The sequence below is a fragment of the Streptococcus sp. ALY_208 genome (genome assembly GCF_058314295.1).
In genome coordinates this window covers 359,768-380,752 of record NZ_JBZFUI010000001.1, presented here as the reverse complement: position 1 = coordinate 380,752, position 20,985 = coordinate 359,768, and the positions used below count along the sequence as shown (strand labels likewise).

Annotated in this window: 19 protein-coding genes; 1 reads left to right on the top strand and 18 read right to left on the bottom strand. The window is 41.5% G+C overall.

Annotation, left to right across the window (positions count from 1 at the left end):
* Nucleotide 1: 1 nt before the first annotated feature.
* Entirely contained in the window at nucleotides 2–1,162 is a 1,161-nt protein-coding gene (locus AC4HAI_RS01840) for a class I SAM-dependent rRNA methyltransferase (RefSeq protein WP_491110188.1), read from the bottom strand.
* Nucleotides 1,163–1,277: 115 nt separating this feature from the next.
* Between AC4HAI_RS01840 and AC4HAI_RS01835 the strand changes: the two genes are divergently transcribed.
* The gene (locus AC4HAI_RS01835) at nucleotides 1,278–3,464 is read left to right on the top strand and encodes an LTA synthase family protein (protein WP_491078369.1); all 2,187 of its coding nucleotides are present in this window, start codon (nucleotides 1,278–1,280) and stop codon (nucleotides 3,462–3,464) included.
* Nucleotides 3,465–3,648: 184 nt separating this feature from the next.
* Here AC4HAI_RS01835 and pheT read toward each other — a convergent pair whose 3' ends face one another.
* The 17 genes from pheT to ligA form a co-directional block, all read right to left on the bottom strand.
* Entirely contained in the window at nucleotides 3,649–6,054 is a 2,406-nt protein-coding gene (pheT, locus tag AC4HAI_RS01830; protein ID WP_491110187.1) for a phenylalanine--tRNA ligase subunit beta, read from the bottom strand.
* 70 nt (nucleotides 6,055–6,124) lie between these two features.
* Entirely contained in the window at nucleotides 6,125–6,655 is a 531-nt protein-coding gene (locus tag AC4HAI_RS01825) for a GNAT family N-acetyltransferase (RefSeq protein WP_491110186.1), read from the bottom strand.
* Between the two features lie 15 nt (nucleotides 6,656–6,670).
* Entirely contained in the window at nucleotides 6,671–7,714 is a 1,044-nt protein-coding gene (gene pheS / locus AC4HAI_RS01820; protein ID WP_491110276.1) for a phenylalanine--tRNA ligase subunit alpha, read from the bottom strand.
* 528 nt (nucleotides 7,715–8,242) lie between these two features.
* Nucleotides 8,243–9,103 carry a DNA/RNA non-specific endonuclease gene (locus AC4HAI_RS01815; protein WP_491110185.1) on the bottom strand — a complete coding sequence of 287 codons (861 nt, stop codon included), beginning with the start codon at nucleotides 9,101–9,103 and terminating at the stop codon, nucleotides 8,243–8,245.
* Between the two features lie 114 nt (nucleotides 9,104–9,217).
* Nucleotides 9,218–9,409, bottom strand: coding sequence for a DNA-directed RNA polymerase subunit beta (locus AC4HAI_RS01810; RefSeq protein ID WP_491078365.1), 192 nt, complete (start codon nucleotides 9,407–9,409; stop codon nucleotides 9,218–9,220).
* Nucleotides 9,409–10,677 (bottom strand): UDP-N-acetylglucosamine 1-carboxyvinyltransferase, encoded by a 1,269-nt coding sequence (gene murA, locus AC4HAI_RS01805; protein WP_491078364.1) that lies wholly within the window; start codon nucleotides 10,675–10,677, stop codon nucleotides 9,409–9,411. The genes AC4HAI_RS01810 and murA overlap by 1 nt, the downstream gene beginning before the upstream one ends.
* Before the next feature lie 61 nt (nucleotides 10,678–10,738).
* Nucleotides 10,739–10,975, bottom strand: a complete 237-nt coding sequence (locus AC4HAI_RS01800; protein WP_491110184.1) for a DUF1146 family protein — start codon at nucleotides 10,973–10,975, stop codon at nucleotides 10,739–10,741.
* Nucleotides 10,976–11,162: 187 nt separating this feature from the next.
* Nucleotides 11,163–11,582, bottom strand: a complete 420-nt coding sequence (locus AC4HAI_RS01795) for a F0F1 ATP synthase subunit epsilon (RefSeq protein WP_491078362.1) — start codon at nucleotides 11,580–11,582, stop codon at nucleotides 11,163–11,165.
* A gap of 12 nt (nucleotides 11,583–11,594) precedes the next feature.
* A complete protein-coding gene (gene atpD / locus AC4HAI_RS01790) occupies nucleotides 11,595–13,001 on the bottom strand; it encodes a F0F1 ATP synthase subunit beta (protein ID WP_491078361.1) in 1,407 nt (468 codons plus the stop codon).
* Nucleotides 13,002–13,066: 65 nt separating this feature from the next.
* Nucleotides 13,067–13,948, bottom strand: coding sequence for a F0F1 ATP synthase subunit gamma (locus AC4HAI_RS01785; protein ID WP_491078360.1), 882 nt, complete (start codon nucleotides 13,946–13,948; stop codon nucleotides 13,067–13,069).
* A 14-nt stretch (nucleotides 13,949–13,962) separates the two neighbouring features.
* The gene (atpA, locus tag AC4HAI_RS01780) at nucleotides 13,963–15,468 is read right to left on the bottom strand and encodes a F0F1 ATP synthase subunit alpha (protein ID WP_491110182.1); all 1,506 of its coding nucleotides are present in this window, start codon (nucleotides 15,466–15,468) and stop codon (nucleotides 13,963–13,965) included.
* A gap of 15 nt (nucleotides 15,469–15,483) precedes the next feature.
* Nucleotides 15,484–16,020 carry a F0F1 ATP synthase subunit delta gene (locus tag AC4HAI_RS01775; protein ID WP_491078358.1) on the bottom strand — a complete coding sequence of 179 codons (537 nt, stop codon included), beginning with the start codon at nucleotides 16,018–16,020 and terminating at the stop codon, nucleotides 15,484–15,486.
* Nucleotides 16,020–16,517, bottom strand: a complete 498-nt coding sequence (gene atpF, locus AC4HAI_RS01770; RefSeq protein ID WP_491078357.1) for a F0F1 ATP synthase subunit B — start codon at nucleotides 16,515–16,517, stop codon at nucleotides 16,020–16,022. The genes AC4HAI_RS01775 and atpF overlap by 1 nt, the downstream gene beginning before the upstream one ends.
* A 17-nt stretch (nucleotides 16,518–16,534) precedes the next feature.
* Nucleotides 16,535–17,248, bottom strand: coding sequence for a F0F1 ATP synthase subunit A (atpB, locus tag AC4HAI_RS01765; protein WP_491078356.1), 714 nt, complete (start codon nucleotides 17,246–17,248; stop codon nucleotides 16,535–16,537).
* A gap of 35 nt (nucleotides 17,249–17,283) precedes the next feature.
* Entirely contained in the window at nucleotides 17,284–17,490 is a 207-nt protein-coding gene (locus AC4HAI_RS01760) for a F0F1 ATP synthase subunit C (RefSeq protein WP_002997972.1), read from the bottom strand.
* Between the two features lie 170 nt (nucleotides 17,491–17,660).
* Complete coding sequence (locus AC4HAI_RS01755; RefSeq protein ID WP_491110181.1) at nucleotides 17,661–18,707, bottom strand: diacylglycerol kinase; 1,047 nt, start codon at nucleotides 18,705–18,707, stop codon at nucleotides 17,661–17,663.
* A 199-nt stretch (nucleotides 18,708–18,906) separates the two neighbouring features.
* Complete coding sequence (ligA, locus tag AC4HAI_RS01750; RefSeq protein WP_491110179.1) at nucleotides 18,907–20,865, bottom strand: NAD-dependent DNA ligase LigA; 1,959 nt, start codon at nucleotides 20,863–20,865, stop codon at nucleotides 18,907–18,909.
* Nucleotides 20,866–20,985: the final 120 nt, after the last annotated feature.

The window sequence follows — 20,985 nt, the reverse complement described above, 5'->3', positions numbered from 1 at the left end:
TTTAATCAACCTTTATCGTATAAACTTTTAAATAATTACTTCGCTTATCAGCCTTATTGACCTTAAAATCTTCTGGCAATTGTTTGAAATCTAAATAATGATGAGACTGATCTAAAAAGCCCTTTTCCAACTGCTTTTTAAACTGCTCAATCGTCATATTAGAGGCATTAGTGGAAGCAATGATGAGTCCGCCGGGATTTAAAATCTCAAGAGCCTGACTGATGAGCTTATGATAATCCTTGGCAACTGAAAATGTCTGTTTCTTATTGCGGGCAAAGCTAGGGGGATCAATCACTATAAGATCATAACTGAGCCCCTTGCGCCTAGCATAGCGATAATATTCAAAAACATCCATTACAACCAGCCGATGCTGACTCAAATCAAGACCATTAGCTTCGAAATGAGCTTGCGATAACTCACGCGAACGCTTAGCTAAATCAACCGAAGTTGTCTCTGTAGCACCTCCCATAGCAGCTGCCACAGAAAAAGCAGCCGTATAAGAAAAAACGTTGAGCATTGAACGCCCCAAAGCCAAGCCATCAATCAAACCAGCCCTGACTTCATGCTGATCCAAAAAAATTCCAGTCATCAAGCCATCATTGAGAAAAACATCATAGGTCACGCCATTTTCGAGTACTCTTATTCTCGCTGGTGCCTCTGAGCCGTAAAGATGAGCAGATTCATAAGCTTGCCCTTTAAATCTGATTTTCTCATAAGCTCCAATAATTTCTGGATAGACTTTCTGAAATGCTTGAATGATAAGCGACTTGATACTAAAGACAAAAGCATTATACCAAGAAAAAACTGCATAATCTCCATAACGATCTATCGTCAAACCACCAAAATCATCCCCATCTTGGTTAAACAAGCGATAAGCCGTCGTCGATGTATCTTCATGATAAACTTGACGTGCTTGTCTTGAGATTTGAAATAACTTTGCAAAGTACTCCTGATCAAGCTGGATCCTGTCTCGGGAAACCAGCCAACCAACACCCTTATTTTGAGGGGACAGGTAAGCTGTTCCAAGAAAGCTCTGACTCCTAGAATAGACTGAAACTACTTGATTATCCAGCCCATGAGAAGGCAGATCATCAGCCACAATCAGCTTGATGCCTCGATTCCATTTGTCTGCTACTTTTGGATCCACAATAAGCTTTTTCATGGCTAATATTATACCAAAAAAACAAGAAAGTTTCTACCTTGTTTCAACGCTATGAATAAATAAATGATATAATGGAAGGTGAATTTTTTTAAATTATATTATTCGAGGAATTATTATGAAAAAGTATCTCTTCCCCTTAAAAAAATTGGGGAAAATCATTAATACACGACTAGGATTTGTCCTTGTCCTCCTATTCTTTTATTGGATAAAGTCCATCTGGGCTTATACCTTTCATTTTAATCTTGAATTAGAAGATATTTACCAACTCGTCGTTGCTATCTTTAATCCTATTCCACTCGGTCTTTTACTGCTAGGACTCCCCCTTTACATCAAGAATAGTAAAATCTTTTATACCTTAGAGATAGCTATCTATCTGCTGTTGAATATCTTGGTCATTGCTAATGCCATCTATTTCAGAGAGTTCACAGATTTCATCACTGTTAATACCCTTTTGGCCAGCTCCAAAGCTGCTGCTGGACTAGGAGACTCTGCTACCAACCTCTTTGAGTTTACCGATCTCTTTTATTTGATTGACGTGCTTGTCTTCGCTTATTTGCTGATTTCTAGAAAACTGAAGTCAGACAGTAGAGCTTTCAATAAGCGAGCGAGTTTTGCCGTCACTGCCTTTGCAACCTTATTATTTTCAATTAATCTGTTTGTAGCTGAAATCATCCGTCCTCAGCTCTTGACACGTGGTTTTTCAAACTACTATGTGGTTCGTGCTATTGGACTGCCTGCCTTTACTACCTATAGTGCCAATCAGACTTACCAAGCTCAAAAGGAGCGCAACTCTGCTTCTAAAGAAGACTTTACCAAGGTCCAAAAATATATCGATCAGAACTATGCTGCTCCAAATGATAAATATTTCGGGATTGCTAAAAATCGTAATGTTATCATGGTTCACTTGGAAAGTTTCCAGCAATTTTTGATTGACTATAAACTAGACTCAGACGGAAAAAAATATGAGGTTACTCCTTTTATCAATTCCCTCTATCACTCTAAGTCTTCCATTAGTTTTTCAAACTTTTTCCACCAAGTCAAAAATGGTAAAACTTCTGATGCTGAAACATTGATGGAGACATCACTGTACGGCCTCAATAATGGCTCTTATATGGTCAACTATGGTGGTGATAACACTGCTTATGCAGCGCCATCTATCCTGTCTCAAAAAGAAGGATATACCACAGCTGCTTTCCACGGTAACACAGGAAGTTTCTGGAATCGAAACAATGCTTATAAAAGATGGGGCTACAACTACTTCTTCGATGCCTCTTACTTCCAAGATCAAGACAGCAGTAACTCTTTCCAATATGGGCTGAATGATAAATACTTCTTCAGCGATTCCATCAAGTATATGGAGATGCTACAGCAACCCTTCTATACTAAGTTCTTAACCGTTTCCAACCACTACCCTTACACCAGTCTCAACAGTGAGAAATCAGAACTTGGCTTCCCACTTGCTGATACAAGCGACAATACTGTCAATGGCTATTTCCAAACAGCCAACTACCTAGATACTTCTCTCAAATATTTCTTTGACTACTTAAAACAAACGGGTGTCTATGATAACTCTATCATTGTTCTATACGGAGACCACTATGGCATTTCTAATACACGCAATAGAGCTCTGGCTCCTTTGCTAGGCAAGGATCCTGAAACCTGGTCAGATTATGACAATGCTATGATGCAACGTGTTCCCTATATTGTTCATATTCCTGGATATAACCAAGGATTCATCAGCGATACCTACGGTGGACAGGTGGACCACTTGCCAACCCTACTTCATCTACTAGGAATTGATACTAAGGGCTATTCACAACTGGGACAGGACCTATTGTCTAAGGATAATGATAATGTCGTTGCTCTTAGAACACAAGGCAACTATATCGCTCCTGACTATACTAATTATGCTGGTAAAAATTACGATACCAGAACCGGTCAAGAAATTTTCAAGCCTTCCGCAGATACTCAAAAACGTTTCGATGAACTCAAAGTCATCGCCGATGACCAATTAAAAAATAGTGATGCCATTCAAACTGGTGACCTGCTAAGATTTGCTAAGATTCCAGGCCTTAAGCCAATAGATACTAGCCAAGTTTCTTACAGCAATTCTTACGAGATCCTCAAAACTCAAAATAAAAAACTCGGGAAGAAATCTACCAGCATTTATCATAAAAATGGCAATAAAACAACGGTAAACCTTTATCAGCCACTCAGCTACAGTGATCTCAACAGCAGTTCATCAAGCTCTGGTAAATCTGGATCATCAACAACTTCCAGTTCATCACGAAAAAAAGAATAGCAAATAACAAAGAGTCTGGAATAAAATCCAGGCTTTTTAGCATTTGCCCAAAATTTAGCAGATTATGTGAAAATCAACAGTTAGAATTATTAGCAACCCCAACTTATAGTTATGAGCGAGAGGACGCTTTAAAAAGTATAAAAAATAACCAAAAACTAAGATCGTTTTTGGTTATTTTCAGTTACTATCGAATTTCAGCTGCTATCTTTTCAGATAAAGCCTTAGTAATTTTTCCTATATAAGTATTAACTTCCTCATCCGTCAAATTATCTATTGGATTTTGGAAGGTCAAGCTATAAGCCATTGATTTTTTACCGCTTCCTATGTTATGGCCATCATAGATATCAAAGAGCTTAATGTCTGTAAGCCGCTTGACTCCAGCACCACGGATCACATCTACAATGGTTTGGTGGGACACATCAGCATCCACTAACAAGGAAATATCTCGAGAGACCTCTGGATACTTAGTAATTTCTTCAAAACTTGCTGACGACTCTAACGCTGCTTCCACTTTAGAAAGATCAAGCTGAGCAATATAAGTTTCTGGAATAGCATACAACTTAGCAGTTTCAGGGTGCAGCTGACCGATAAATCCAATAGCCTCTCCATCAAGCAAAATAAGCGCCGTACGACCAGGGTGCATACTAGCTAGACTAGCATCCGCATCAAAGATAACCTCAAGATTCAGTCGATCAAAAAGAGTTTCCAAAATCCCTTTCACATAGAAAAAGTCTACAGGGAAAGCTTGTGTTTGAAAATCTTTTTCACTAACCATTCCTGTCATGGCAACAGCAAATGTTTCCACTTCATCCGGAAGGTCCTTCTTTGGATCACCTGGCTGTTTAAAAATCTTACCAATCTCATAAACAGCAACATTGCGATTTTTACGTGCAACATTGTAGCTCAGGGTATCCAGCATTCCAGATACCAGATTTTGCCGCAGGGCTGAACGTTCGATACTCATTGGCCATAAGAGCTCAGTGATCGGCGTTGGCTGCAAGCTAAATTCTACTGACTTTTCTGGTGTTGTTAAAGCATAACTGATTATTTCAGATAGGCCAGATGCCTCAGCAATCTTCCTAACCTTTCGGCGCAAAGATTGTGCCAAGGTCAGCTCCCCAGCAGTAGCTCCCATTGCAGGCAGGCTAGTAGGCAGCTTATCATAGCCATAAATACGTGCAATTTCTTCCACCAAGTCAGCAGGAATGCTAATATCCCAACGACGACGTGGTACTGAGACAGTAAAGTATTCAGCCGTACCAGCTAATCCAAAGCCAAGCTGAGCAAATACCTGCTCAATATCTGCATAAGTCAATTCAGTTCCTAGACGGACATTGACATAGTCCAATGATGTAGAGACAGAGACAGGCTCAGTTGTCAGTTCACCTTGGCTGACTTGTCCCGCTAAAATATGACCACCAGCAAGCTCTGCTACCATAGCTGCAGCATAATCAAGAGACTCAGATACCGTATCATAGTTAATGCCTTTTTCAAAGCGTGATGAACTTTCAGAGCGAAGATTAAGCCGACTGCTAGTCTTGCGAACAGACTGACCATCAAAAACAGCTGCTTCAAGGACAACTCTCTTAGACTGATCTGAAATCTCTGTCGCCAAACCTCCCATGATACCTGCCAGCGCAACCGGTTTATCTGCAACCGCAATGATAATATCATCAGCGCTCAACTCACGCTCTTCACCATCTAGAGTCACTATTGTTTCATTACTACGAGCATTCCGAGCCACGATAGTATCAGACTCAAATGTATCAAAGTCAAAGGCATGCATAGGCTGACCAAAGTAAAGTAAAATGTAGTTAGTAATATCCACAATATTATTAATGGGACGAATACCAGCATTCATCAAAAGGTTTTGCAGCCATTGAGGACTTGGCGCCACTGTGACATCTTCGATAACACGTGAACGATAGGCCATAACTTTATCAGTTTCGATAGCAACTTTTAGCTGGTCAGAAGCTTTTTGATCAGCCTCTGAAACAGACTTTTCAGGAAAATGAACAGACTTATCATAGATGGCTGCCACTTCATAGGCCACCCCACGCATAGAGAGAGCATCCGCACGATTTGGGGTAATTGCTAATTCGATAATTTCATCATCCAAATCCAAATAAGGAAGGGCATTATTTCCAGGCACTGCATCTTCGGGAAGGACTTGAATCCCATCAGAAAATTCTTTCGGAATGATGCTATCTGGTAGGCCCAGCTCTTGAAGAGAGCAAATCATTCCCAGTGATTCCATGCCACGAATTTTACCCTTTTTAATCTTATAATTGTCTGCAATGCGTGCTCCAGGCAAGGCTACAATCACTTTTTGACCAGCCATAATATTAGGGGCACCACAGACGATTTGACGAGGCTCAGCCTCTCCTGTATCCACTTGACACAAATGCAAATGGGTCTCTGGAACGACTTCACATGACAAAACATGACCAACGACAATTTTTGATAAACCAGCCGCAGGCGTTTCAACTCCTTCTACTTCAATTCCTGTTGTCGACATTTTTTCAGCTAATTCAGCTGTGGTCACATCAACATCAACCAACTCTTTTAACCATTTATACGATACAAGCATAGTGATATTGGATAAGAGAATAGCTAAAATTCTCCATCTCTTCCTTTCTTAATATTACTTAAAGGCTGTCTTAGCCCACAGTGGATAACTTTCTCCTCAAGAGCCAATCCGTATCTACCTTATCTTCTGACACTGAAAATGTATGTTCATCAAATTTCTCAAAACCATACTTGGCATAGAAGGCTTGTGCCTTATGATTATGTTCCCAAACACCAAGCCAGATCCAGCTCTTGCCTAATTTCTCAGCATGTGCCAAGGCATGCTCAAAAAGACACTTCCCTAGTCCGAGGCCTTGAAATGCCTTTAAGACATAAATCCGCTGAACCTCATAAGCATCTTCTAGCAGATGTTCTGTCTGAGCCTGGCCAACATTCGTCATCATAAATCCAGCTTTTTGACCATCTACCTCAATAAAATAATAGAAAGTCTCTGGATTAGTCAGCTCCTCTCTTAGAACCTCTAAAGAGTAGTTTGTCTGGTAATAGTCATTTAACTGTTCTGGAGTATTATCAAAAGCAAAGGTCTCTGTAAAAGTCACCATGGCTAGATCTCTTAGCTCTTCTAGATCTCCAAGTTTAATCGGAATTATTGAAATTGACATCTCTAACCTTCTAAATTATTTGAATTGACTTGAAAAACGAACATCACCTTGGTAAAAGGCACGAATATCATTGATACCATAGCGAAGCATAGCAATACGTTCCTGCCCTAGACCAAAAGCAAAACCGGAGTATTTTTCAGCATCAACTCCTGCTTTTTCTAGTACACCCGGATGAACCATACCAGCACCTAAAATCTCAATCCAACCGGTTCTCTTACAAACATTGCAGCCTTCACCACCACACTTAAAGCAAGACACATCAACTTCGACAGAAGGTTCAGTAAAAGGAAAGTAGGATGGGCGCAGACGAATCTTGCGATCAGCACCAAACATCTTTTGACTAATCAACTGTAAGGTACCTTTGAGATCCCCCATGGAGATATTTTCGCCAACGACCAAGCCTTCAATTTGGTGAAATTGATGAGAGTGAGTCGCATCATCGGTATCCCGACGGAAAACACGTCCAGGTGAAATCATCTTCAAAGGTCCCTTTGAAAAATCATGCTCGTCCAAAGTACGTGCCTGCACAGGACTTGTGTGGGTACGTAGCAAGATTTCTTCCGTAATATAGAAAGTATCCTGCATATCACGAGCTGGATGATTCTTAGGAAGATTCATGCGTTCAAAATTATAGTAGTCTGTTTCTACTTCATACCCTTCAACAATTTTAAAGCCCATTCCTAAAAAGATATCTTCGATTTCTTCAGTTGTTTGCGTTAGAATATGACGATTGCCTAGCTTAATCTGGCGACCGGGTAGGGTAACATCGATTGTTTCAGACTCTAATTGTGCTTGAATCTTAGCTGCCTCAACAATTTTTGCTTGCTCTTCAAAAGCCTTTGTCAAAGTATCACGAACCTCATTAACCTGCTTACCCACAACAGGGCGCATCTCACTAGATAAATCTTTTAATCCTTTGAGCAACTCTGTCAGAGAACCTTTTTTACCGAGAACAGAGACCCGCAAGTCTTGAAGTTCCTTAGCGTGATCACCATGCATTTCTTTTAACTTAGCTTGAGTTGTCATTTTCAATTCTTCTAACTGTTTTTGTAAATCCATGGGGTTTCCTTTCTTAGCCATCATAATAATCTTTCTTCGGTAAACAAAAATCGCATGCCAACACAACCACCACAAGCGGAGCGTTGACACGCGGTACCATCCGTTTTCATTCAGAAAGACTGAATCTTAATTTCATAAGTCCTTGATATGAGTGAATTCACAAGGCTTTCCTTTAGTGAACTCCCAGTCTACGATTCACATTCCCTTCAAAGTGCCACCAAGCTACTAGTCTCACGGACAACTATTCAATTAAACTCATTCTAACAGATTTTAGATCCGGTTGCAAGTTAATAAAAAACTCTAAGTATCCGGACTAAAGTAAAAATATAAACAATCATCTAAAACATCAGGCTCAGCCTGCTCACCATAGATATGATCAAGATAAGCACGCCCTTCTTTTGTTAGATAAAGTGCAGGATCATAAAAAAACCTTATCGTCTTCCTTTTCATAACTAGTGATATCAGATACAGGAAGGGCAAGGCCAGATTCACGAAGCTGATAAGTATCACGACCGTATTCTTCTACACTCATCCTCGGCTCACCTTTCCACTATAATAATTTATTGTCAAACCTTCTTGGACATTAGGAATAAAAACATTAAATTCAAGACTGCCATCGCTGGATTTTGCCTCCATGTGACTGCCGCTAGCGATAAGATTATCACCTTCATAAATGAGCGTTACTCGATAACGAACCCGTCTATTCTTATCTAAAGCTTTGCGTATTAAGCCTTCATAGTAGTTTTGACCCGTTGAGTCTTTACTGCTAGCTTGATTAGCCCAAGCTGTCTGAACAGCAATATTAGCAGGATTACTCGTCGAAGCATCAAAACCTTTTAGACCACCAGCTAGGGCATAACCAATCAGGTGCCCACGATCCACAGCATGGTCATAACTGCCAGCTAAATGATGAAGCTGATGCCATCCTGCAGGTGTCCAACTAGTTGACCCATTACCCGTTTCTAGACGATTACGGTACTGTCTGGTAGCTTTGGAGAGAAGCGCATTAGCACGCTTTGGTACCAGCTTCCCTTGGACACGCTTAGTCTGATTGTTGACATAAGGAAGGCTGGAAACCTTGGCATCTAAATCAGTTTGATTATGATTAACAATAAAAGCCCCACTGCCATTCCAATCAATAGCTGAAGAAAGCTCTCGTCTTACCGAAGGTGTCATAACGGATTCTGCCAACCTTTTTGTTGGATGATCAAGAGATGCCGAATCTGACTTCTCACCATCTGATATAACCAACTGGGCCAACTGCTTAATAGGATTGTCTTCTGACAAACGATCCGATGTCGCAACATAGCCCAAAGACAAAATAATAACCAGACCAACAAGAGACAACAACAGTTTCTGCTCAGATTTCCTTAATCGTCTGTTTTTCATACTTTTCTAACTCCATCAAAACAACCAATAGCTACTATACTTAGTCCCGAAAAGACCAGCTTAGCAAGCTAGCTTAAGCACAAAAAGTCTCGTTGGACAAACCAGCGAGACTTCTCAGTTTCCAGTAAATTTATCAACCAGTGATTTCCATTTATCAAATGACAAAATGTCAAAAGCATTCTTGCCTTCTCCCAGCATAGCATAGCCCAGCATGAGACCAATCATAAACACAACTAGACTCAAGATCAAGAGAATCAAAACAACCATGAGCTGTCTTCTGACATACTTCCATCCTATATTTGTCATTACTGACTCACCCTCTCAATATCAGCACCAAGACTAGCTAATTTTTCGTGGAACTTGTAATAGCCACGATCCAAATGATTAAGCTTGCTGACGACAGTAGTCCCTTGGGCAACCATACCAGTCAATATCAAAGCAGCACTGGCACGTAAATCTGTTGACATAACCTTAGCGCCCTGCAAACCTTGACCACCATGAATGATAGCAGTATCACGAAGAATTTCTGAATTGAGACCCATCCGCCTCATCTCTTCCAGATGTTGGAAACGATTTTCAAAAACAGTTTCAATCATGGTAGACTCACCTGGAATAACAGCCATCAAGGCTGTAAATTGAGCCTGCATGTCTGTCGGAAAGCCCGGATGCGGTAAGGTCTTAACAACTACTGGCTTTAACTGAGTCACATCAGACCGGATACGAATACCGTTTGCCTCTTCTCTTGCCTCCACGCCCATTTCAATCAATTTTGATAGTAAGGGACGATTATGCTCCCATACAGCATCCTTAACCAAGACATCACCGCCTGTCATAGCAGCAGCCACCATAAAGGTACCAGCCTCAATACGATCCTGAACGACATCGTGCTCAGTCCCATGAAGCTCTTTCACACCTTGAATCGTCAAGGTTTCTGTACCGGCTCCCTTGATAACAGCACCCATCTTGTTTAACAGCTGAGCGAGATCCACTATCTCAGGCTCTCGAGCTGCATTCTCGATAATAGTTGTCCCTTCTGCCAAAGTTGCAGCCATCATCAGATTTTGTGTTGCACCAACAGATGGAAAATCCATATAAAAATTGGTTCCCTTGAGCTTATCTGCTGTTGCAGTAATATCACCACCAACTTGACGGATCTCAGCTCCCATAGCTTCGAGCCCTTTTAAATGGAGATCAATAGGACGACTACCTATCGTACATCCTCCTGGCATAGACACCTTAGCATGACCATTACGTGCTAAGATCGGTCCAAGAACAACAATAGAGGCCCTCATTTGGCTGACATACTCATAGGGAGCTTCATCTAAGATCTTCCCCGTAGCATCCACTGTGACTTGATTAGCCGATTCGTCAAAATCTACCTTGATATTAAGACCACGAACAACATTATTCATGGTAAACACATCAGATAATATGGGAACATTATGCAAAATCGTCTGTCCCTGAGTCGGTAGGATGGTGGCTGCTAGTAAAGGTAAGACGGCATTTTTAGCACCTTCTATAGATACTTCTCCTTCTAGACGTGTATTGCCTCCCTTGATAATAATTTTATCCATCGTATTTCTCCATTTTCAACTGTTTTAACTAATTATATCACAAGTTGATGAAAAAACTTCCTCAAGGTGCTGACAAATAGAGACTCATCCCTAGACTAATAATATCAATAAAGAAAAGACTGACCATATAGCTCAGTGCGATAGCTATAAAAAGAATGAACAGGCGAACCTGCATGAGATTATCAGTATGAATTTTTAGATACTTTTCCCACGGAACTAAATTAATCAGAAGCTGATGAATCCAAATGATAAAAATCATATGGATCACAATATTACTAAGTGTTTGTAAAAATTCCATGCCCTTATTCTACCATGTCAAAAAGATCTCTCGCAAGTTTTCGCCGTAAACAAAAAGAGCCTTGGACAAAAGTCCAGACCCCTTTAGTATTATTCTGGATTTACCATATCGATATAGAAGCCATGAGTTGATAATTAAAATCTTGAGGCTTAATTAAGCAAACCTACTACTATCTAATGGCTAGTGATTACTTGTTACCGACATTGATACGGTTGAGGGCACGTCTCAAAGCAACTTCAGCTCGCTTAAATTGGTCAGCTTCATGACTTTGCTGAGCTTCTGCCATGTCTTTTTCAGCCCGTAACTTAGCCCGTTCAGCCCGAGAGACATCAATATCACGATCACGCTCTGCAGAATCAGCAACAATCGTCACCTCATTATCTTTGATCTCAAGAATACCACCATTGACCGCTACCCAATCGACATGATTATCATCATCAATACGTCTGATCTTTACCTCATGGACAGCAAGTGGAGCTATAGTATTGATATGATTAGGCAAAATCCCCATCTCACCATCTGTCGTAGTCACAGAGATAAAAGCTGCATGATGATCATAACGAATACCATCAGGTGTGACAATTTGGACTGTCATATGTTCTGCCATACAGTCACCTCATTAATAGCCCATCTTTTTAGCTTTTTCGACAACATCCTCAATTGGACCGACCGCACGAAAGGCATCTTCAGGGAGATTATCATACTTCCCTTCCAAAATTTCCTTAAAGCCACGCACTGTCTCTTCAACTGGAACATAAGAGCCCGGCTGACCCGTAAACTGCTCAGCTACATTGAAGTTTTGTGAGAGGAAAAATTGAATACGACGGGCACGTCCCACCAGGACTTTTTCCTCATCTGACAGTTCATCCATCCCAAGAATGGCAATAATATCCTGCAATTCATTGTAACGTTGAAGGACACGCTGAACTTCTGTTGCCACTTGGTAATGCTCCTCACCGACAATTTCTGGCGAAAGAGCTCGAGAGCTAGAAGCCAATGGATCGACGGCAGGATAGATCCCCATTTGAGTCAATTTCCGCTCCAAGTTCGTAGTTGAATCCAAGTGTGCAAAAGCTGTTGCAGGAGCTGGGTCGGTATAGTCATCCGCTGGCACATAGATCGCCTGAATAGACGTTACAGATCCTTTTTTAGTTGAGGTGATACGCTCTTGTAACTGTCCCATCTCAGTAGCCAATGTTGGTTGGTAACCCACAGCCGATGGCATACGTCCAAGAAGGGCCGATACCTCAGAACCTGCTTGAGTGAAACGGAAAATGTTATCAATAAAGAGCAAAACATCTTGCCCCTCAACATCACGGAAATACTCCGCAAGTGTCAGTCCAGTCAGTGCGACACGCATACGTGCACCAGGTGGTTCATTCATCTGACCAAAGACCATGGCAGTCTTTTCGATAACACCAGATTCCTTCATTTCCCAGTAAAGGTCATTCCCTTCACGAGTACGCTCACCGACACCAGTAAATACTGAAATTCCTCCATGCTCTTGAGCGATATTGTGGATCAATTCTTGGATAAGGACCGTTTTACCAACACCGGCACCACCAAAGAGTCCGACTTTACCACCCTTCAAATAAGGTGCCAAGAGGTCAATCACCTTGATTCCTGTTTCCAAAATTTCTGACGCAGTTGACAATTCATCAAAACTTGGAGCCTTTTTATGGATTGGTTCACGTGGGGCATCTTCATCGAATGGCTGTTCCAGATCAATCGTATCTCCCAAAACATTAAAGACACGTCCAAGAGTCTCTTTACCAACCGGTACACTAATCGCACGGCCAGTATCGAGAACTTCTAAACCACGAGTAAGACCATCTGTTGACTCCATGGCAATTGTACGTACCATTCCGTCCCCTAGTTCAAGGGCAACTTCTAGCACGATTTTTTCTTTTTTTGCGCTGTCCTTGTATACAACTAACGCATTATTAATCTCAGGAAGTTTATCATCACTGGCAAACTTAACGTCTACAACAGGACCAACCACCTGAGCAATCTTGCCTGAGCTCATTTTTATTTCCTTCCTACTGAAAATCATCTTATCTCTTATACTAGAGAGCTTACAATCCTTACCTTTTATTCCAAGGCATTAGCACCGGCAACGATTTCAGTAATTTCCTGAGTAATAGCAGCCTGCCGGGCACGGTTGTACTGAATAGTCAAATCATTAATGACATTCCTTGAGTTATCTGTCGCTGTTTGCATCGCTGTCATTCCTGCAGCATGTTCAGCTGTCTTAGCATCAACAATTGCCCCGTAAATCAAACTTTCCGTATACTGTGGCAATAATTGTTCCAAAATAGCTTCACGATCCGGTTCCAACTCAAATACTGTTGATGCTTCTTGTTCATGTGCTTCATTAGCATCTAAATCAACAATGGGAAGCATTTGCTCAACACGTACTTGACTCGTCAAACTATTGATATGGTGATTATAGCAAACATAGAGTTCATCAAAAATCTCTTGATGGTACATCTCAACGGATTGTGAAATAATCTGAGACACCTGATCAAAACTAGGTTGATCCTCAAGACCACGCAGTTCAAAAGCCAGGTCAATTCCTCTAGCTTTAAAGAAATCAGATCCCACACTTCCGATTGAAATGATAGCGTAATCATCTCTACCAGCGTGGTAATCTTCGATCAAATCCATAACAGCCTTGAGAATTTTAGCATTGTAACCACCGACTAATCCCTTGTCAGATGTAATCACAATATAGCCGGTCCGCTTAACAGGACGAGCGGCTAGCATGGGATTATCACTACCATTGGTCAACTCTGTCTTCAAGAGATCAGTCGTCACTTGTCGAATCTTTGAAGCATAGACTTGGAAATCTTTTGCTGCTTGCTCAGATTTTGTCAGCTTAGCGGCAGATACCATCTGCATGGCACTCGTAATTTTACTTGTTTTTTCCGTCGACGTAATGCGACTTTTAATATCACTTAGAGACCCTGCCATATCATCAACCTCCCTTATTCAAACGATGATTGATCTTTGAAAGATTGAATAGCAGCATCCAGAACAGCTTCGTCTGGAAGATCCTTAGTCGTCCGTATAATTTCAAAGAGATCTTCATGATGACTGTCAAAATAATCATACAAGGCCTGTTCAAACGCAAGAATATCATCAACAGGCACATTGTCCAAGAAGCCATGTGTCAAAGCATAGAGAATTAAAACTTGTTTTTCAACAGGCAAGGGCTGATGAACAGGCTGTTTCAAAACTTCTACTGTCCGACGACCACGGTTCAACTTAGCTTGAGTCGCTTCATCTAGATCAGATCCGAACTGCGTAAAGGCCTCCAACTCACGGTAAGATGCCAAATCCAAACGTAAGGTTCCAGCTACCTTTTTCATAGCCTTGATTTGGGCAGCACCACCAACACGTGATACAGAGGAACCAGCATCAATAGCAGGACGTATACCAGAATTGAAAAGATTCTCTTGCAAGAAGATTTGACCATCTGTAATAGAAATAACGTTAGTTGCGATATAAGCAGAAATATCCCCTGCTTGTGTCTCAATAAACGGCAGAGCCGTAATAGAGCCGCCACCTAGGTCATCAGAAACCTTGGCAGAACGCTCTAACAGACGACTATGAAGATAGAAGACATCCCCTGGGTAAGCTTCACGACCCGGTGGACGACGCAAAAGTAAGGATAACTCACGGTAAGCTACGGCTTGTTTTGATAAATCATCGTAAACGATCAGCACATGCTTACCTTGATACATAAATTCTTCTGCCATCGCTACACCTGCATAAGGGGCAATGTAAACTAAGGGAGAGGGCTGTGATGCCGATGCAGTCACAACGATTGTATAATCCAGAGCACCATATTTGCGGAGGGTTTCAACCTGTGTACGAACGGTTGATTCTTTTTGTCCAATCGCAACATAGATACAGATCATATCTTGATCTTTTTGATTCAAAATCGCATCAATAGCAACAGATGTTTTACCAGTCTGACGGTCACCGATGACCAATTCACGTTGACCGCGTCCTATTGGAACAAGTGCATCAATAGCTTTGAGTCCTATTTGCAGAGGTTCTGAGACACTCTTACGCTGCATGACACCTGGTGCAGGCGTTTCAACAGGACGTGTCGCCTTCGTATTGATATCACCGAGTCCATCAACTGGTTGACCCAGTGGATTCACCACACGACCAATCATTTCGGGACCGACTGGGACTTCCATAATTTTTCCAGTGCGCTTGACGGTATCTCCCTCAGTGATTGCAGAAAAATCACCAAGAATAATAATACCAACATCATTAGACTCAAGGTTTTGAGCCATACCATAAGCACCGTTTTGGAATTCCAGCAACTCACCAGCCATAGCATTGTCGAGCCCTCTTGCACGAGCAATCCCATCACCAATGTAAGTTACCACACCAGTTTCAGTGACGTCAAAATTTGGCTGGAAGTTTTCAATTTGCTTTTTGATTAAAGCACTAATTTCTTGAGCATTAATGGCCAAAAGTCACACCACTTTCTATTTAAGATTATTTTTTAATTGTTGTAATTGACTTCGAATACTAGTATCGATCGTCTGATGATTAGCTTCAAGTATAAAACCACCAATAATTCTAGCATCAAGCTTTTCCACCAGTGACTTCGCTTGGATACCAAACTTGCGATTGCCAAGAGCAAGCAAGCCCTGTCGCTGGTTATCTGTAAGAGTCACCGCTGTTGTCACGGTCAAATCAAAATTACATGTTAGGTGAGTGAGCTTGTCCAAAACTGCTTGGAACATATACTCTAGCAAACCTTCACGTTCATTCTGTAAAATGACTGCAAGAAAATTCTTCACATACCGAGAAGCCTGCTCTTGCAGCACTTCAATGAGTTTTTCTTTATCGCTGTGGCTGATTGCAAGGCTGGACAGATACTCAACAAGTCCAGTCTCCTGACTGACAGCAAGAAGGCTGGAAACTTCCTCTTGAATCTCTGCTATCTGATCATTGTCAATAGCAACCTGAACCAGGCCATCAGCATACTGTTCAATGACAGCTTGCGTATTACGATCCATTAGGCATCTCCTAGTTGATCAAGATAGTTGTCAATCAGATCGGACTGAGCTGATTGATCAAGGTTTTTAGCAATAACCTTTTCAGCTAGCAAGATCGTTAAGTCAGCTACATCACCCTTCACACTTGAAAGAGCTTCTGCCTGTGATTGCGCGATATCTTGCTCAGCTTTTTCTTTCATACGGCTCACATCAACGTGAGCATCTGCAATGATCTTTTGACTTTGCACATGACCAGTTTCTTTAGCATCGTCAATAATTTTTGCGGCATCATCCTTAGCAGCATTCAGTTCAACCTGACGCTTTTGGGCCAACTCTTCTGCCTGCTTACGAGCATTTTCAGCTTCATCAATGTCATTGTTAATCTTTTGAGCCCGCTCCTCGAAGATTCCAGTAAGCTGCTTCCAGGCAAATTTGCGAATCAACCAGTAGAGGACTAAAACTGAACCTGTCGTAATGATAATATTACCGAGCGTCGTACTATTAAACAGTATAGACATATTTTACCTCTCTTTCCTTATTCTTCTTCGGCATTGACTTTATCACCGATGTAATTAGAACTCAAAATAATAAAGACATAAGCCTGGATAGCACCAATAAAAGCTGAAAAGGCAACCCAGAGAATATTGATGGCAAATGCTATAGGCCATGCAAAGATTGACAGTGTAGCTAGTTTTAAAATAAGACCTGTAAGCACCTCACCAGAATAGATATTCCCGAAAAGTCGCAAGGCTAAGGAAGCAACATTGGTAAGTTGTTCAAGAATGTTCATTGGTAACATGGCAGGATAGGGACTGAGGAAACCTTTTAGGTAACCGCCTACTCCCTTCTTGCGAATCCCTTCAACATGGCAAACCAAAGCTATCAATAAAGAGAGTGTAAGGGTGACACCAAAATTAGAAGTTGGCGAGGTCCACAAATTATATTTCTCCGTCTTAATAGCGGTCAAAAGGCCGATATTATTAGCCGTAAAGACAAACGTAAAAACAACAAAGAGTAAAAGACCATAATTTTTTGTATAGCCCCCTAAATTATCTGAAATGGTACCATTTACAAATTCATAGAGGTATTCCAAAACATTTTGCTTCCCCTTAGGTCTGATTGACATTTTACGACTAGACCAAAAAACGAATAAAAACACAATAAGGACTGTCAAAAGAGAGATGGCTAAAATGGTCAAATCAAATTTGATACCGAAAATAGATACACTTGGATTAGTTTGTGTTTCCAAACCTTATCCCTCCTTCTTCTACTATGTTCATTATCCTACAGGTTAGCTACTACGAAGCTTAAACCAAAGAGAACGAAGAAGGTACCTTCAATAAAGGCAACCCCGATAAACATCAATGAACGAAGTTTGCTGAACATTTCTGGTTGGCGAGCGGCTGCCTTAGCAATATTGGCAACCAAGATACCTTCACCGATTGATACACCCATAACGGCAAGGCCGAGTGCTAAAACAGTTAAATGCATAGTAAAAATACTCCTTTAAAATTTTTTACCCACTAATTCTAGACCTATTCAATAAGAAAGTCAACGGTTTCAAAAGTAATAGCTCATTTTTCTGAAAACAGTTTGACCATTCCTACTCTTTTACCGTTTAAAGGGATAGCGAGTTATCTCACTATCCCTTTAATGCTCTATCACATACGGTCAGTTTCACTTGTTTTTTCCTCATCTGGAAAGTCCTCTAACTCATCAACTTCATGAGAAAATTTTTGGGCGATCGCCTCCATAGCTAAATCCTCTGTATCTAGAACCATTGCATCATCTGAGATTTCATCCGTGTCTGCAAAAAATTCAATATGATTCTTGAGATTTTCAAGAGTGATTGGCGCATCGCCTCCATACTCACCGTCCAGATTGATCATCATACGCTTATCCGTCAGGGGCTCGATATGTATCTTGCTCGTCTTGATATATTCAATACGAGGATCATCAATATGTTTGCCGCCCTGGATCAATTTGCTAGCCAGATGCGTAATGGCAAATAGATTAGCTGTTTTTACAATGATCAGAGTAAACATGCCGTCATCCAACTTAGCATCCGGCGCAATCGTCTCAAAGCCACCTACTGAATTGGTAATGGCCGCAAAGATCATAGAAGCATCCCCTTCGAAGACACCTTGGTCATGCGTAATCCTCACGGGAGCTGTACTCACACGCGGCAGTAACTCAACCCCCTTGACCAAGTAAGCAAGATAGCCAATCATGGTCTTAAGCTGGCTAGGGACACTGTAGGTCAGCTCTGTTAAGGTTCCAGCTGCAGCAATATTAATAAAATAAACATCATCCTGAGCACGGCCAATATCCATCTGGATCGTTTGATTCTTTCCAATCAACTTAGCGGCCTCAACAGGCTTCCCACGAGGAATTTTTAGGGCACGTGCAAGATCATTAGTTGTTCCTGTCGGAATGATAGCCATCTGTGGTCGCTTATCCAAAGGAGCAATACCGTTGACAACTTCATTAATGGTGCCATCACCACCTGCTGCGATGACCAAATCAAAATCTGCTTGAGCCGCACGTTTAGCTTCATTTTTGGCCGAATCTGGCTCAGGTGTTGTCTGGAAAGCAGACGTCTCATACCCAAATCCCTTCAGAATATCCAAGACCTGAGCAACATTTTTCTTCATAATTTCCTGGCCTGATGTCGGATTATAAATCAGACGTGCACGTTTTTGCGCCATAGTTTTCTCCTAACCTAAGGTAAACAAAAGACAATCTACCTATCAAAATCCTAATAGAAAGATAAAAGACTGTCGAAAATTTATAATGACTAAGAGATTTTCTCCTCATCATTAGCAATAGCCCCAGATATCATTGAAATAAGATACCAGCCACTCAACAAGCAAACTCGGTGGGGCTATGAAGTATATTTTTATACGATTACAGTTCTAGTAGCCAGGCTTCATCATGAATGGTAATTCCTAATTCTTGAGCCTTAGCCAACTTGGAGCCAGCATCCTCACCAGCAACGACCAGATCTGTTTTTTTAGAGACTGATGAAGTAACTTTTGCTCCCAGTCTTTCTAATTTTTCCTTCGCTTCTTTTCTGGACAAACTACTCAATTTACCAGTCAAAACAACCGTCTGATTGGATAAGACAGCATCTGCTGCCACCCGAAAACCTTGGTAGTTAAAGTTCAATCCCGCCTGACGCAGCTCCTCAACCAACTCAATCCCACCTTGGGTAGCAAAATAGTCCTTGAGCGACTTTGCGATAGACTGACCCAGATTATCAATAGCAGCAACTTCTTCAGGATCTGCTGCTATCAAGGCATCCAAACTGCCAAAATGCTCCATAAGTAACTGGCTGGCCTTGGCTCCAACATGACGGATCCCCAATCCAAACAGTAACTTATCAGCAGAATTTGCCTTAGAAGCTGCAATCGCTTGATAGAGTTTTTGAGCTGATTTTTTTTGGAAGCCTTCCAAACTTAAGAATTGCTCCTGACTGACCTGATAGAGATCAGCTACGTCCTCTACCAATCCAGCTTTATAAACCTTATCAATATTAGACGGACCAAGTCCTGTGATATTCATAGCATCTCGACTAGCAAAGTGAATTAATTTTTCTCTGATCTGGGCAGGACAGCGAGGATTCACACAGCGTAGAGCCACCTCATCTTCATAGTGGACTAACTCGCTATGGCAAGACGGGCAATGCTCTGGAATACACATGGGCTCTTGGTCCCTACGCTTTTCCATAAGGACATTTAAAACCGCTGGAATAATATCCCCAGCCTTATAGACAATCACTGTGTCTCCGATACGGATATCCTTATCAGCGATATAATCAACATTGTGCAGAGTCGCACGACTGACCATTGTTCCAGCTAATTGCACTGGTGTCAGATTAGCCGTCGGAGTGACCACACCAGTCCGTCCTACTGTCCAATCAACAGATAGTATTTGTGCTTCTTTTTCCTCTGCTGGAAACTTATAGGCAATAGCCCAGCGTGGAGCTTTAGCTGTCATACCAAGCTCTTCCTGCATAGCTAAGCTATTAACCTTGATTACAATCCCATCGATATCATAGCCCAGCTGGTCACGCTCTGCCTGAACATCCTGAATAAAGTCCCAGATAACATCCATAGAGCTGGTTACTATCCGACGGGGATTGACCACAAATCCCAGTTTTTCAAAGCCTTCTAAAACATCAGCTTGAGTACTAAACTGAGTTTCTCCTGCCTCTTGATAAATAAAGGTAGCCAGCTGCCGCTCAGCAACAACCCTAGTATCTAGCTGCCTCAATGTGCCCGCTGCAGCATTTCGAGGATTAGCAAACTCCTCTAACCCCTCTTCTTGACGTTTAGCATTAATAGCTTGAAAAGAAACTCGTGGTAAATAGGCCTCTCCTCTAACCGTCAAACTCTCTTGATTAGGCAGTACCAAAGGGATATCCTTGATCCGCTTGAGGTTTTCTGTAATGTTTTCACCAACGGTCCCATCTCCACGTGTCGCACCAATCTCCAAGCGCCCCTCACGATAAGTCAGAGAAATAGAGAGCCCATCAATTTTCAATTCAGCCAGATAAGAGGCACTGGGAAATTCTGCCTTAATCCGGCGATCAAACTCGTCCAGCTCCTCACGTGAAAAAGCATCCTGCAAAGAAAACAGAGGGTATTCATGAGTATATTTTTCAAAGCCTTCCAGCACCACACCACCGACACGATGCGTAGGACTATCAGGCTGTATTAGTTCTGGATAATCCTTTTCTAAGTCAACAAGCTCTCTATAGAGCTTATCATACTGGGCATCAGAAATACTGGGATTATCATACGTATAATAGTCATTAGCATAGCGATTAAGCTGAGCTACCAATTCTTTGATACGGTTTTCCATAAGTGTATTATAGCATGTCACCATAGGCTTGTTAAGCAAAAAAAGAAAGGAAGACACTATAAACCGTTATAGACTTAACGATCTGTGACCTTTCCTTTCTTAATTCGGATACAACTATTT

Coding starts and splice junctions, on each gene's coding strand:
- AC4HAI_RS01840 (WP_491110188.1), bottom strand. CDS start 1,162: ATGAAAAAGCTTATTGTGGATCCAAAAGTAGCAGACAAATGGAATCGA.
- AC4HAI_RS01835 (WP_491078369.1), top strand. CDS start 1,278: ATGAAAAAGTATCTCTTCCCCTTAAAAAAATTGGGGAAAATCATTAAT.
- pheT (WP_491110187.1), bottom strand. CDS start 6,054: ATGCTTGTATCGTATAAATGGTTAAAAGAGTTGGTTGATGTTGATGTG.
- AC4HAI_RS01825 (WP_491110186.1), bottom strand. CDS start 6,655: ATGTCAATTTCAATAATTCCGATTAAACTTGGAGATCTAGAAGAGCTA.
- pheS (WP_491110276.1), bottom strand. CDS start 7,714: ATGGATTTACAAAAACAGTTAGAAGAATTGAAAATGACAACTCAAGCT.
- AC4HAI_RS01815 (WP_491110185.1), bottom strand. CDS start 9,103: ATGAAAAACAGACGATTAAGGAAATCTGAGCAGAAACTGTTGTTGTCT.
- AC4HAI_RS01810 (WP_491078365.1), bottom strand. CDS start 9,409: ATGACAAATATAGGATGGAAGTATGTCAGAAGACAGCTCATGGTTGTT.
- murA (WP_491078364.1), bottom strand. CDS start 10,677: ATGGATAAAATTATTATCAAGGGAGGCAATACACGTCTAGAAGGAGAA.
- AC4HAI_RS01800 (WP_491110184.1), bottom strand. CDS start 10,975: ATGGAATTTTTACAAACACTTAGTAATATTGTGATCCATATGATTTTT.
- AC4HAI_RS01795 (WP_491078362.1), bottom strand. CDS start 11,582: ATGGCAGAACATATGACAGTCCAAATTGTCACACCTGATGGTATTCGT.
- atpD (WP_491078361.1), bottom strand. CDS start 13,001: ATGAGCTCAGGCAAGATTGCTCAGGTGGTTGGTCCTGTTGTAGACGTT.
- AC4HAI_RS01785 (WP_491078360.1), bottom strand. CDS start 13,948: ATGGCAGGGTCTCTAAGTGATATTAAAAGTCGCATTACGTCGACGGAA.
- AC4HAI_RS01775 (WP_491078358.1), bottom strand. CDS start 16,020: ATGGATCGTAATACGCAAGCTGTCATTGAACAGTATGCTGATGGCCTG.
- atpF (WP_491078357.1), bottom strand. CDS start 16,517: ATGTCTATACTGTTTAATAGTACGACGCTCGGTAATATTATCATTACG.
- AC4HAI_RS01760 (WP_002997972.1), bottom strand. CDS start 17,490: ATGCATTTAACTGTTTTAGCACTCGGCCTTGCCGTTATGGGTGTATCA.
- AC4HAI_RS01755 (WP_491110181.1), bottom strand. CDS start 18,707: ATGGCGCAAAAACGTGCACGTCTGATTTATAATCCGACATCAGGCCAG.
- ligA (WP_491110179.1), bottom strand. CDS start 20,865: ATGGAAAACCGTATCAAAGAATTGGTAGCTCAGCTTAATCGCTATGCT.